Below are 12,008 nucleotides of genomic sequence, written 5' to 3'. Positions count from 1 at the left end.
TCCGGATCTGCAGGTTAGACGACATTGCCGACGCGCGGAGAGGGGCCGTAGCTTTCCAGGAGTGGCCCGCCACCGCACGGACGGGCCGCATGTACGGAGCCGGGTACGGAACCCGGCGGAACATTCCTGGGGGTATTTCCATGGCCACGACCACGCTGCGCGCGCTCAACGGCTTCGACGAGACGCCGGCGTCGCTCGCCGACGCGACCCTGATCCTGGTCGACTACCAGAACACCTACACCCGAGGCGTGATGGAGCTCGACGGCTGGCAGGCCGCGCTGGACTCCGCCGCCGAGCTGCTGACCCGGGCCCGCGAGGCGGGTGCCACGGTCATCCATGTCCTCAACGACGGCGGCGAGGGCACCCCGTACGACATCCGCGCCGAGATCGGCGAGATCCACCCGAGCGTGGCGCCGGCCGACGGCGAGGCCGTCGTCGTGAAGCGGGTGCCGGACGCCTTCGTCGGCACCGGGCTCGGCGAACTCGTCGACGCCGCCGGCCACAAGGACGTCATCGTCGTCGGCTTCATGACGCACATGTGCGTGCTCTTCACCACGCAGGGCGCCTTCCTGCGCGGCAACCGCCCCACGGTCGTCGCCGATGCCTGCGCGACCCGCCCGCTGCCGTCGGCCGGCACCGAACTGCCCGCCACGCAGATCCACCGGGCCGCGCTCGCCACCGTCCGCGACCTGTACGGGGTCGTCGTCGAGTCGCCCGAGCACCTCGCGGCCGACCGCTGACACCGGGCGCCGGCCGCGCACCCGTGCGCCGCTAACGCCTGCTGTGGACCAGGAGATACAGGAAGTACGGCGTCCCGATCACCGCCGTCATCAGACCCGCGCCGAGCTGCGCGGGCGCGATGACGGTGCGGCCCAGCAGGTCGGCCAGGCAGACGAGTACGGCACCGAGGAGCACCGAGACGGGCACGACCCGCGCGTGCCGCCGGCCCACCAGGGCGCGGGCGGCGTGCGGCGCCACCAGGCCGACGAAGCCGATCGTGCCGGCCGAGGCGACGGCGGTCGCGCTCAGCAGGACGGCGGTAACGAGGAGACCGAGGCGGGCGCCCGCGAGCGGCAGGCCGAGCAGCCGCGGCGTGTCCTCGTCCAGCGACACCAGGTCCAGCTCGGTGCGCCGGGCCGCCGCCAGGCCGATGCCGGCCAGCAGCACGAGCGCGACGGGCAGCACATCGGGCAGGGTCCGCCCGTAGGTGGAACCCGACAGCCAGGTCAGCGCCTTCGTCGCGTTGAACGGGTCGGTGAGCACGATGAGCAGGCTGATGAGCGCCGTCGTGGCGGCGGCGACACCCACCCCGACCAGCACCAGCCGGCCCTGCTGGAAGCCGCCCCGCGCGGACAGCCCGAAGACGACGGTGCCGGTGACCGCGGCCCCGGCGAACGCCGACCCGGCCACGCTCCACGACCCGGCGAGCGGCGCCGCCGTCACACACAGCACGGCACCGAGCGCGGCCCCGCCGGACACCCCGAGCGTGGTCGGCTCGGCCAGCGGGTTGCGCGTGACGGCCTGCACCAGCGTGCCCGACAGGGCGAGCGCCGCACCGGCGAGCAGCGCCGCGAGGACGCGCGGCGTCCGGGTGTCGAGGACGAAGGAGACGGTCCGTCCGGCCCTGCCCTGCGCCCAGTTGAGGACGTCACCGAGCAGCAGTTTGCTGTCCCCGAGCAGGATGCCCGCGACGGCCGTGCCGACCAGCGCGGCCACCAGGACGGCCAGGGTGAGCAGGAACGCCGCCCGGCTCGGGATGCGCAGCCGCTCCGGAGCGTCGGCCCCGAAGGTGTCCTTCACCCGCAGCGCCATCGCCACCAGGAACACGGCGCCGACCAGACTGGTCACGACGCCCGTGGGCACCGCGACCGCCGTGTCCGCGGCGACCACCGCGCGCAGCAGCACATCCGAGCCGAGGACGAGCGCGGCGCCGGTCAGACCGGCCGCGGGCAGTGCCGTACGGGCGCGGGCGAAGCCCGGGAAGCGGCGGGCGAGCGGGCGCACCAGGGCGGGCGCGCACAGGCCGACGAACCCGATGGGTCCGGCGAGCGTGACCGCGGCCGCGGACAGCAGCGCCGCGGTGACGACCACGGTGACGCGGGTGGCGCGCACCGGGACGCCGATGCCGCGGGCCGTGTCGTCGCCGAGGGCGAGCGCGTCCACCCGGCGGGCCGTCAGCAGCAGCCCCACGAGCCCGAGGACGGCGACCGGCAGCATCTGCACGACGCCGTCGAAGCCGTTCTGGCCGATGCTGCCCTGGTTCCACTGGTACAGCCCCTCCGTCTGCTCCGGGAACAGCAGCAGCAGTCCCTCGGTGGCGGAGTTGAGCCCGAGGGCCAGGGCGGTGCCGGCGAGGACGAGCCGGACGGTGCCGGTGCCGAGCCCGGACAGGCCGAGCACGACGGCCGCCGCGCCCAGCCCGCCGACGAAGGCGACGCCGGAGGAGGCGAGCAGCGGCAGGGACACGCCGGTGGCGCCGACCAGCCCCAGCGCCAGATAGGAACCGGCGTTCACCGCGAGGGTGTCGGGGGAGGCGAGGACGTTGCGGCTGACCGCCTGTAGGGCGGCGCCGGCCACGCCGAGCGCCACCCCGACCAGGATCCCGGCCGCCATGCGCGGCAGCCGGGAGGCGATCACGACGGACGCGTCGTCCGGCTCGGCCCGGCCGGTCAGGGCCTTGAACACCTCACCGGGGCCGACGGCGGCTGTGCCCTGGGTGATGTCGACGACGGCGAGGACGGCGACCAGCAGGACGAGGGCGGCCGTCACCGCGGCCGCGCCCGTCCGGCCGGGGACCGCCGCGGGACGGGTGGCGGGAGTGGTCGCGGTGGCGGCCATGGTTCCGCTACTTCGTCAGCGCGTCGACGACGGCGTCGATGTACGCCTCCATCGACTTGGGACCGCCGAACATCCAGATGCCGTCGGGCAGCCGGTGCACGTCGCCCGCCTTCACGAACGGCAGCGACTTCCACACGGAGTTGTCCTTCAGCGCGCCGGTGAACGGCGTGCTGTTCTTGTCGCCGTCGTTGCCGATGTACGCGAACCGGACGTCGTCATCGAGGCCGGTGAGGCCTTCCACATCGGTGGAGCCGAGGCCGTAGCTCTCGTCGCCCTTGACCTTCCAGGCGTTCTTCAGGCCGATCGCCTCGTTGACCGTGCCGATGAGGGAGCCGCCGGTGTACGGGCGCAGGGAGACCTGGTTGGAGGTGACGTAGCCGTCGGCGAAGGCGATCGGCGTGCCGTCGAGGCCGGCGTCGGCGAGGGCCTTCCTGCCCTCCGCCACCTTCGCCTCGAACTCCTCGCGGATCGTCTCGGCGCGGTCGGTGGTGCCGGTGGCCTTCGCGATCAGGTCGACATTGCCGAGCATCCGCTCGATCTGGTCCTTGGAGTCGGCGGGGTTCACCTCCAGGACGGGGGCGACCTCGCGCAGCTGCTTGACCGCGGAGTCGGGCAGGTCGGTGGTGGCGACGATCAGGTCGGGGGAGAGCGAGGCGATGGTGTCCATGCTGGGCTCGCCGCGGGTGCCGATGTCCTTGGTGTCGCTCTTCAGCGCCACGCTCTTGTCCCAGGTGTTGTAGCCCTTGACGTCGGAGACGCCGACCGGCTCGACCCCGAGGGAGAGCAGGCTCTCGACGACGTTCCACTCGGTGGCGACCACCTTGGTGGCGGGGCCGTCCAGCTTCACCTCGGTGCCGGAGCCGTCGGTGAGGGTGATGGCCTCGGAGGCGGGCTTCTCGGAGCTGTCGGCGGCAGGCTCGGTGGTGCCGCAGGCGGCGAGGGTGAGCGCCGCGGCGGTGGCGGCGGCGGTGGTGAGCAGGAGGCGTCTCATGAGGTGGTGCCGAGCCTTTCGGTTCGTATGTGATGGCGGCCGATCGGGCGGGTGCGCAGGCGGCCGGTGAGGGGGTCGGTGTCGACGTCGATCCGGATGCCGTAGACGGCGGTGAGGCGATCCGGTGTCAGGACGTCCTCGGGTCGGCCGTCGGCGACGATCCGGCCCGCTTCGAGCAGGGTGATCCGGTCGGCGACGGCGGCGGCCTGGTCGAGGTCGTGCAGGACGACCCCGACGGAGATGCCGTGGTCGTCCGCCAGGTCGCGGATCAGGTCGAGGAGTTCGATCTGGTAGCGCAGGTCCAGGTAGGTCGTCGGCTCGTCGAGGAGCAGGACGCCGGTCTCCTGGGCGAGGCAGCTCGCCAGCCAGACGCGCTGCAACTGGCCGCCGGACAGCCGGTCGGCGGGGCGGCCGGCCAGTTCGGCGACGCCGGTGAGCGCCAGCGCGCGGTCCACCGCGGCGGGGCCGTCCGGGTCCGGGCGGCCGAAGCGGCCGCGGTAGGGGTAGCGGCCGAACTCGACGACGTCCCGGACGGTCAGTCCGTTCGGTGTGGGCCGCTGCTGGGTCAGCAGCGCCACGTACCGCGAGAACTCGCGGGCCGTCAGGGCCAGGCCGTCGGTGTCGGCGTCGATCCTGAGCGTGGCGGCGCGGGCGCGTTGCAGCCGGGCGAGCGTCCGCAGCAGGGTCGACTTGCCGCTGCCGTTCGGACCGACCAGCGCGGTCACCTCACCGGGCCGCAGGGCGACCGCGGCGCCGTGCACGACGTCCACGCCGTCGTACGCCACGGTCACGTCCGTGGCCGACAGCTCATGGCCGCGCAGGCATGGGGTGCCGGCGGCTTCTTCAGCAGACCTCACGCAACGAAGGTTAGCCTAACCTTTGTCTGACCTGCGGCGCGGGCCTCCTCACCCCAGCGCGCGCAGCCGCGCGACCGACTCGGCGAGCGTGCGGCGGCAGGACGCCAGATGCTCGGAGCCGTAGCCGCGGGGACCGCACTCCACGACGAGCAGCAGGCCCAAGTAGAGCTGATACAGGGCGAGTCGGTGCCGGAAGGCGGGCGTGAAGGCGAGGGTGCCGCCGGCGTCCAGGTACCCGGCGACGAGGTCGCTGTCCGGGCCGGTGTCGCCGCCGAAGGCCAGCGAGACCAGTTCGGCGGCCGGGTCGCCCCAGAACGCCCGCTCGTGATCGATGAGCCCGCGGACGCGGGCCCGCGACCCGCCGTCGGCCGGGCCGGTGCCGGCATCGACGAAGATGTTGCCCGGCCACAGGTCGAAGTGGACCAGCCGGGGTTCGGTCACCTCGTCCAGCGCGTCCCCGCCCTCGGCGGCCATCGTCCGTATGTCGTCGGGGGCCACACCGAGCGGGGACCGCCACCGCTCGGCATCGTCGAGCAGCGCGTCCACCATGGCGGTGAACGCCGTCCGCCAGCCGGCCGCCGACAGCCCCGACGCCGCCGCCGGGTAGCCGAACCGGCCGTCCTCGGGGGTCAGGGTGTGCAGCCGGGCGGTGATCGCACCGAGCTCCCGCCGCAGGGCCGCCTCGGTGGCGGGCGACAGCCGGTCGCCCGCCTTGTCCCACGGGACACCCGAGAGGACGGAGACGGCCAGGAACCCCTCGCCCGCGTGCAGCAGGGTGGGCGCCGGCACACCGCCGCCGGGAAGGCCGGCGATCCGCCGGTAGACCATGGCCTCCGTGTCCATGATGCCCAGCTCGTACCGCAGGACCGCGGCGTCGGCGGGTGGGGCGAGCTTGACGACGGCCGGACGGCCGTCGTCGAGCCGCACCCGGTAGGCCGTGTTGAACCAGCCGTCGGTCAACTCCCGCTCCACACGGCACCCCACGCCGGTGGCGGCGCGCAGCATCGCGTCGAGTTCGTCGGGAGACATACGGCGCTTGGTCAGGCTCTGCATGAGGCACGCTTTCCGGGAGCGGTCGTGGGAGCGCTCTCATGATGTCGGCGGCCTCGCGGGCACGTCCAGGCGGTTCCGTCAGGCGAACTGCCCGACCTGGTAGTCGCCGGCGGGCTGACGGACGATGACATTGGCGCGGTTGAAGGCGTTGATGAGGCAGATGAGCGACACCAGGGCGGCGAGCTGCTCCTCGTCGTAGTGCTTGGCGGCGTCCGCCCAGGCCTCGTCGGTGACGCCACCGGCCGCGTCGGCGATACGGGTGCCCTGCTCCGTCAGTTCCAGCGCGGCGCGCTCGGCGTCGGTGAACACCGTGGCCTCCCGCCAGGCCGCGACCAGGTGGAGGCGCTGCTGCGTCTCCCCGGCGTGCGCGGCCTCCTTGGTGTGCATGTCGGTGCAGAACCCGCAGCCGTTGATCTGGCTGGCGCGGATCTTCACCAGCTCCTGGGTCGCGGCCGGAAGCGGCGAGTCGGTGACGACCTTGCCCGCCGAGACGAAATGCTTCAGGAACTTCTGGGCGACCGGGTTGCCGAGGAGGTTCAGACGAGCATCCATGATGAGCTCCTTGCCGTGTCGGGTGGTTGCACCTCTTTGACGGCGGCGGCCCGGCGGACGTGACATGACGGAATGTGACGTGCGTCTCCCCGAGCCGATCTCGTGTCGGGCTCGTGTCGGGCTTGTCCGGTAGCCTCGGCAGCCCCGTCGCACCGGCCGGGGCCGAACTTCCCTTCCGAGAGCGGGGCATGGTGACGGACGACGAGATACGCGCGCGGTTCGACGGCCGTGGCCGCGTCGAACTGCTGCCGGGCCACGCCGATGCCGCGCGGCGACGCCGTGTCGACGAGATCGCCGACGCGCTCGGCTACCGGCCGCTCGCCGTCCACAACCTCGGCCTCGCCGGTGTCCGGCTCGACTACGCACGCGACGACGACCCGCTCGCCCGCCGCCGCGCGGAGCAGTCCATCGCGCGGCTGCGCGCCGGCGTACCGCTCCTGCCGGTGCCGGCATCACCCCCGCCACCGCCCCCGCCGCCACCACCCGTGGCGCCCGAGCCGCGGCCCCGCCGACCACGTCCGTCCTCGACGCAACCCCCGCCGCCACCCTCCGCAACACCGGTCCGGCGACGGGTCCCACCCAGGCCGCCCTACCCACCGCTCCCACCGCTGCCGCCGCCGACGTCCACGGCTTGACGCACGGCTCGGTAGAACGCGGGTGCGGGTCCCGGCGCGGGCCGGGCTACTGCCCGTCCGCCTCCGGCTGCCGGGCCCTGCGCTGCACCTCCGCCTCCACCTCGCCGCGCGGTGTCCCCTCGGCCTGGGCGTGCTCGGTCACCGCCAGCTGCAACTGGCGGCCGAGGTCGCTGCGGGCCCGCCAGGCGGTCTCCCACGCGGCCTGCTGCTCGGCGGTCCACCTGCCTTCGGTGGGCCTGCCGAAGGCGTCCTGGATGCGTTGCACTTCCGCCTGCGCGGCGTCGGCCGCGCGCTGGAGCTCCACGAGCTCGTCCAAAGTGTGTGCCACGCGCGGATCCTAAGGCGATCACAGGCGGTGGTGTCGGCCCGACACGGGGTGACGGCCGCGCCCGTTCGGGGCGCCGCACCTCTGACCAGGCGCGCCGCGCGGCGACGCGGCGCGCGGGGTAAACTGGCCGCCGTTCGTGTTCGCTCAGGAGTGTCAGAGAGGGAGGTGAGGTTGATGACCGCGCCGAAGGCCACCGCGCACAGCGCCCGTGTCTCCCTCACGTCCCGGGCCGTGGCCTGACCTCAACCTGACCGACCCCGCCGGAGCGTGAGCCCGCGGGACACCCACACGAACACAACTGCGAAACGGATCCACATCCATCATGGGCAACCACTGGACCACCCGCGTCGAGGCCGGCGCCGACATCCCCGCGATCCGCGAGATCGACCTCGCCGCGTTCCCCACCGCGCTGGAGGCCGACCTCGTCGAGGCCCTGCGCGCCGACCCGGACGCCTGGATCGCGGGCCTGTCCCTCGTCGTCGAGGACGAGCGCGGCGAGCTCGCCGGGCACGCCCTGCTGACCCGCTGCCACATCGGTGACACCCCGGCCCTGTGCCTGGCCCCCGTCGCCGTCCGGCCCGAGCGGCACGGCACCGGCGCCGGATCGGCGGCCGTCCGCGCCGCCCTGAAGGCGGCCGAGGCCATCGGCGAGCGGTACGTCGTCGTGCTCGGGCACCCGGAGTACTACCCGAGGTTCGGCTTCGGCAGGGCCTCCGCCCACGGCATCGGCGTGACCATCGACGTCCCGGACGAGGCGCTCATGGCCCTCGCGCTCGACGCCGCCCACCCGCTGCCCGGCGGAACCATCCGCTACGCCGCCCCCTTCGGCATCTGACCCGGGCCTGCCGTCCCGGGCACTGAGAAGGCCGCCGCCCGCACGCCTCGCGGGCGGCGGCCGCACCCGACTTCATCGGGCACAGAATGTCCGGTCGGGCAGGGCGGGCGCCGCATAGCGTGGTGCGCGTCAAGAGGAAGGGGACCGGACGTGCTGGAGCGGCTCAACCAGGTCATGGAGCACATCGACGCTCATCTCGACCAGCCGGTCGACGGGGCCGGGCTGGCCCGGATCGCGGCGACGTCGGAGTACCACCTGCGCCGGATGTTCTCCGCGCTCGCGGGGATGCCGCTGTCGGAGTACGTGCGGCGCCGCCGGCTCACCGTCGCGGGTGCCGAGGTGCTCGCCGGCGAGGAGTCGCTGCTGGAGATCGCGGTGCGCTACGGGTACGGCTCGGGCGAGGCGTTCGCCCGGGCGTTCCGGGCCATGCACGGTGTCGGCCCGGGCGAGGCCCGGCGCACCGGCGCCGCGCTCGTCTCCCAGCCACGGCTGACCTTCCGTCTCACTGTCGAAGGGAACAGCAGCATGCGCTACCGCGTGGTGGACCGGCCGGCCTTCACCGTCGTCGGCTACAAGGCTAGGGTGCCGCTGGTGCACTCGGGACCGAACCAGGCGATCATCGACTTCGTCCGAGGGCTGGACCGGGAGGCCGTACGGAGTCTGGAGGAGTTGGCGGACCAGCAGCCGGAGGGCCTTGTCTCGGTCTGCGACGACCTGGACCCGAGCCGCGCCGAAGGCACGGAGCTCGACTACTACCACGGTGTGATCACGTCCGCGGCCGCGCCCGAGGGCACGGTGTCCCTGCCCGTCCCGCCCGGCGACTGGGCGGTCTTCACGGTCTCGGGGCCCGCGCCGGAGGCGATCCAGACGTTGTGGCGGGATGTGTTCACCCAGTGGTTCCCGTCCAACCCGTACCGCGGCCGTCCCGGCCCGGAGATCCTGCGCACCCGGCTGTCGCCGGACGGGACCGAGGCCGACGCCGAGCTGTGGCTGCCGGTGGAGCGGGAGGAGGACTGAGCGAGGCCGGCCCGCGCGCGCCCTGAGGCGGCGCCCGGCGGGGACTGGTGATTTACCCGGTCCCAGGCGGCCGGCGGCTGGCCAGACTTCACGGACCGTTGCCATCCACTCGTACGGAGGCGCTGATGCCTGGTCCGCTCGGAAGAAGTCCGGCGCGAAGTCGCCGTAGCCTGTCATGGACCCGACAATTAGTGGTGCTGTCGGTCACCCTCCTGCTGTCGGCCGTCGGGACGGCCTTCGTGCCCGCCTCGGCGGCCGACGGCCCCCTGGTCACCACCCGGTACGGCCAGGTGCAGGGGAAGGCGGGCGACACCGCCCACTCCTTCCTCGGCATCCCGTACGCCGCGCCCCCGGTCGGCTCGCAGCGGTGGAAACCGCCGTCCGGCCCCGCCCGCTGGTCCGGCGTCCGGGACGCCACCACCCCGGGCAACCCCTGTGTGCAGCGCGGCGGCTCCACCCCCTGGGGCGATCTCGCGGGCCCTGGCACACCCAGCGAGGACTGCCTCTACCTGAACGTCTACACCCCGGCCCAACGGTCCCTCCAGAAGCGGCCGGTGATGGTGTGGATCCACGGCGGCGGCTTCACCGTCGGCTCGGGCACGTTCTACGACGGCGGCAACCTCGCCGCCAAGGGCGATGTGGTCGTCGTCAACTTCAACTACCGGCTCGGCGCGTTCGGTTACTTCGCCCACCCGGACCTGGCCCGCGAGTCGCCCCAGGGGCTGTCCGGCAACTACGGAGTCCTCGACCAGCAGGCAGCGCTCCGCTGGGTGCAGGCCAACATCGCGGCGTTCGGCGGTGATCCCGACAACGTGACGATCTTCGGTGAGTCGGCGGGCGGCGGCAGCGTGTGCCAGCAGCTCGTCTCGCCCCTCACCCTCGGCCTGTTCGACCGGGCCATCGCCCAGTCCGGCTGCGGCTTCCCGCTGCCCACCCAGGAGTCGCAGCAGAACAGCGGCCAGAGCTGGGCGAACTCGCTCGGCTGCGCGGACGTGGCCTGCCTGCGCACGAAGACCGCCGAGGAACTGCTCACCGCCTCGACGGCCCCCACCGCCCGCTGGACCCCCAACGTCGACGGCACGATCCTCCCGCTCCAGGTGCCGGACGCGCTGGAGAGGGGACGGTTCCACCGTGTCCCCGTGCTCCAGGGCACCACCGCCGACGAGGGCCGGCTGACCGTGGCGACCACCTACGACCTGGCCGGCCGCCGGCTCACCGCCGAGGGCTACCCGGTGGCGGTCCGCGCGCTCTACGGCGCACGCACCGACGAGATCCTGGCCCGCTACCCCTTGTCCGACTACGGCACGCCCGCCGAGGCGCTGGGCGCGGTGTTCACCGACTCCCAGTTCGCCTGCCTCCAGTCCCGCACCGCCGGCCTCATGGCCCAGCACACCCGCTCCTACCAGTACGAGTTCGCCGACCGGCACGCCATGGACTACCTGAACATGCCGGTCAGCTTCCCCATCGGCGCCCCGCACGGCTCGGAGATCCGCTACGTCTTCGGCAGCGTCACCGGCACTCCCGCACAGAACGCCCTCTCGGACCGGATGCTCGGCTACTGGACCAACTTCGCCAGGACCGGCATTCCCTACGCCGCGAACGCGCCGCGCTGGAACCTCCACCCCAAGGTCCAGATCCTCGCCCCGGAAGCGATCACCGCCTCGGTCACCTTCCCCGAGGACCACAAGTGCGACCTGTGGAACCGCCCGGCCTCCTGACGGCCTGACGCCTCCGGGGTGAGCCGGAGCACCACCCCTCACCCCGGAAGCGTCACCCCGGACACCTCACCCCGGCCTCCTCACCCCGGAAACCGCCCCGTCGACCGCAGCTGCCAGCGGCGTTCCGCGTAGGCCAGGTCGTCGCGCCACAGGCGGGCCGCCGAGGTGCGGACGAGGGGGCGGAGCACGGGGGCCGCTCTGCGGGCGAGGGCGAAGCCCGGACGGTCGGACGCGGCGACCACCGCTTCGATCACGGCGGTCCGCGGCCGGCCGTGCTCGTCCGGTCCGAGCGGTGTGGCGTGGGTCTCCACGACGGAGCCCACGCCCTCGCCCTCGGTGATGCGCATGACGACCGTGCGCGGGCCGGGCGCGGTGAACACGGCCCGGACCGGAACGACCAGGCGGCCCGCCAGCCTGAAGGAGACGTCGACGGTGAGACGGTCGCCGGACTCACCGTCCGGGCCGTCCGGTTCGCCGACCACCGTGAGGTCGACGAACGAGTACGGGTGGAACCACGCCCCGTGCCACGGGTCGAGGCGGTTGGCCACCACGTCCTCCGGCTCGCACGTACCGGTCCCCACGTAGACGGCCTCCAGGGCCTGTGCCCGCTCGGGCCGTTCGGGGACGACGGGCGCGTCGAGCGGGGCCTCCCCGCCCACCGCGTCGAGCCGCACCCACACCAGGACGCCGTCGTCGTGGACCGGCAGGGGCTCCCAGCCGGCGAACGGGCCGCCGTCCAGGGCGAGTCCGTGCCAGTGGCAGACCAGAGTGCCGCAGCGGACCGGGCTCTGCGCGAGCGGCGCCCCGAGGTGCGGGCACACACCCGGCCCGGCGACCGGCCGCCCGTCGGCACCCCGCCAGACGACCACCTCCTGCCCCGCCACCGTGCGCGCCAGCGGGCGGTCACCTCGCAGCGCACGGGACGCGCCGACGACGTACCAGTTCCCGGTCGGACGGGCCTGGGCCCGCTTCAGCGCCTGCGAGATCAGGGCGGGCCTGGCGTCGCGCCAGGTCGGCCGCTGACGTTCCCACGGCACGGGCCGGCGACGCAGGGAGAGCGGGAGACGGGGGCGCCGCGCCGGCGGTACGGGGCTCATGCGACCTCCTGGGAGACCGGTCGGGCAGGCCGGCAGGGCGTGACGACGGGTGGGTCGGCGCTGCGGGGCGCGGCACGGGGGGCGGCC

12 protein-coding genes are annotated in these 12,008 nt (G+C 73.7%); 5 read left to right on the top strand and 7 right to left on the bottom strand.

Annotated elements, in window-relative coordinates; translation table 11 throughout:
• Nucleotides 1-140 precede the first annotated feature (140 nt).
• Nucleotides 141-740, top strand: coding sequence for a cysteine hydrolase family protein (locus ABT232_RS26985; protein ID WP_351844411.1), 600 nt, complete (start codon nt 141-143; stop codon nt 738-740).
• Nucleotides 741-771: 31 nt separating this feature from the next.
• Here ABT232_RS26985 and ABT232_RS26980 read toward each other — a convergent pair whose 3' ends face one another.
• The 5 genes from ABT232_RS26980 to ABT232_RS26960 form a co-directional block, all read right to left on the bottom strand.
• Nucleotides 772-2,838 (bottom strand): iron ABC transporter permease, encoded by a 2,067-nt coding sequence (locus ABT232_RS26980; RefSeq protein ID WP_351844409.1) that lies wholly within the window; start codon nt 2,836-2,838, stop codon nt 772-774.
• A 7-nt stretch (nt 2,839-2,845) separates the two neighbouring features.
• The gene (locus tag ABT232_RS26975; protein WP_351844407.1) at nt 2,846-3,829 is read right to left on the bottom strand and encodes an ABC transporter substrate-binding protein; all 984 of its coding nucleotides are present in this window, start codon (nt 3,827-3,829) and stop codon (nt 2,846-2,848) included.
• Complete coding sequence (locus tag ABT232_RS26970) at nt 3,826-4,686, bottom strand: ABC transporter ATP-binding protein (RefSeq protein WP_351844405.1); 861 nt, start codon at nt 4,684-4,686, stop codon at nt 3,826-3,828. The genes ABT232_RS26975 and ABT232_RS26970 overlap by 4 nt, the downstream gene beginning before the upstream one ends.
• 48 nt (nt 4,687-4,734) lie before the next feature.
• Complete coding sequence (locus tag ABT232_RS26965; RefSeq protein ID WP_351844403.1) at nt 4,735-5,739, bottom strand: phosphotransferase family protein; 1,005 nt, start codon at nt 5,737-5,739, stop codon at nt 4,735-4,737.
• Between the two features lie 78 nt (nt 5,740-5,817).
• A complete protein-coding gene (locus ABT232_RS26960; protein ID WP_351844401.1) occupies nt 5,818-6,291 on the bottom strand; it encodes a carboxymuconolactone decarboxylase family protein in 474 nt (157 codons plus the stop codon).
• 188 nt (nt 6,292-6,479) lie between these two features.
• Between ABT232_RS26960 and ABT232_RS26955 the strand changes: the two genes are divergently transcribed.
• A complete protein-coding gene (locus ABT232_RS26955; protein ID WP_351844399.1) occupies nt 6,480-6,926 on the top strand; it encodes a hypothetical protein in 447 nt (148 codons plus the stop codon).
• A 46-nt stretch (nt 6,927-6,972) separates the two neighbouring features.
• Here ABT232_RS26955 and ABT232_RS26950 read toward each other — a convergent pair whose 3' ends face one another.
• Nucleotides 6,973-7,254, bottom strand: coding sequence for a hypothetical protein (locus ABT232_RS26950; RefSeq protein ID WP_351844397.1), 282 nt, complete (start codon nt 7,252-7,254; stop codon nt 6,973-6,975).
• Nucleotides 7,255-7,576: 322 nt separating this feature from the next.
• Here ABT232_RS26950 and ABT232_RS26945 point away from each other — a divergent pair, with 322 nt between their 5' ends.
• The 3 genes from ABT232_RS26945 to ABT232_RS26935 all read left to right on the top strand — a co-directional run bounded on the left by ABT232_RS26945 (nt 7,577) and on the right by ABT232_RS26935 (nt 10,824).
• The gene (locus tag ABT232_RS26945; protein ID WP_351844395.1) at nt 7,577-8,089 is read left to right on the top strand and encodes a GNAT family N-acetyltransferase; all 513 of its coding nucleotides are present in this window, start codon (nt 7,577-7,579) and stop codon (nt 8,087-8,089) included.
• A gap of 150 nt (nt 8,090-8,239) precedes the next feature.
• Complete coding sequence (locus ABT232_RS26940; RefSeq protein ID WP_351844393.1) at nt 8,240-9,106, top strand: AraC family transcriptional regulator; 867 nt, start codon at nt 8,240-8,242, stop codon at nt 9,104-9,106.
• Between the two features lie 191 nt (nt 9,107-9,297).
• Nucleotides 9,298-10,824 (top strand): carboxylesterase/lipase family protein, encoded by a 1,527-nt coding sequence (locus ABT232_RS26935; RefSeq protein ID WP_351844391.1) that lies wholly within the window; start codon nt 9,298-9,300, stop codon nt 10,822-10,824.
• Between the two features lie 80 nt (nt 10,825-10,904).
• On the opposite strand, the gene ABT232_RS26930 is transcribed toward ABT232_RS26935, so the two are convergent.
• Nucleotides 10,905-11,921, bottom strand: a complete 1,017-nt coding sequence (locus ABT232_RS26930; RefSeq protein WP_351844389.1) for a Rieske (2Fe-2S) protein — start codon at nt 11,919-11,921, stop codon at nt 10,905-10,907.
• Nucleotides 11,922-12,008: the final 87 nt, after the last annotated feature.

It is taken from the genome of Streptomyces sp. NPDC001532, from assembly GCF_040298625.1.
Lineage (GTDB): Bacteria > Actinomycetota > Actinomycetes > Streptomycetales > Streptomycetaceae > Streptomyces.
Note: the sequence above shows the minus strand (reverse complement) of the source record. Positions and strands in the feature narration are given on the sequence as shown.

What these genes read in the sequence shown, in the direction of transcription:
- ABT232_RS26930 (WP_351844389.1), bottom strand. Translation starts at nt 11,921, where the DNA reads ATGAGCCCCGTACCGCCGGCGCGGCGCCCCCGTCTCCCGCTCTCCCTG.
- ABT232_RS26955 (WP_351844399.1), top strand. Translation starts at nt 6,480, where the DNA reads ATGGTGACGGACGACGAGATACGCGCGCGGTTCGACGGCCGTGGCCGC.
- ABT232_RS26975 (WP_351844407.1), bottom strand. Translation starts at nt 3,829, where the DNA reads ATGAGACGCCTCCTGCTCACCACCGCCGCCGCCACCGCCGCGGCGCTC.
- ABT232_RS26960 (WP_351844401.1), bottom strand. Translation starts at nt 6,291, where the DNA reads ATGGATGCTCGTCTGAACCTCCTCGGCAACCCGGTCGCCCAGAAGTTC.
- ABT232_RS26985 (WP_351844411.1), top strand. Translation starts at nt 141, where the DNA reads ATGGCCACGACCACGCTGCGCGCGCTCAACGGCTTCGACGAGACGCCG.
- ABT232_RS26965 (WP_351844403.1), bottom strand. Translation starts at nt 5,739, where the DNA reads ATGCAGAGCCTGACCAAGCGCCGTATGTCTCCCGACGAACTCGACGCG.
- ABT232_RS26945 (WP_351844395.1), top strand. Translation starts at nt 7,577, where the DNA reads ATGGGCAACCACTGGACCACCCGCGTCGAGGCCGGCGCCGACATCCCC.
- ABT232_RS26980 (WP_351844409.1), bottom strand. Translation starts at nt 2,838, where the DNA reads ATGGCCGCCACCGCGACCACTCCCGCCACCCGTCCCGCGGCGGTCCCC.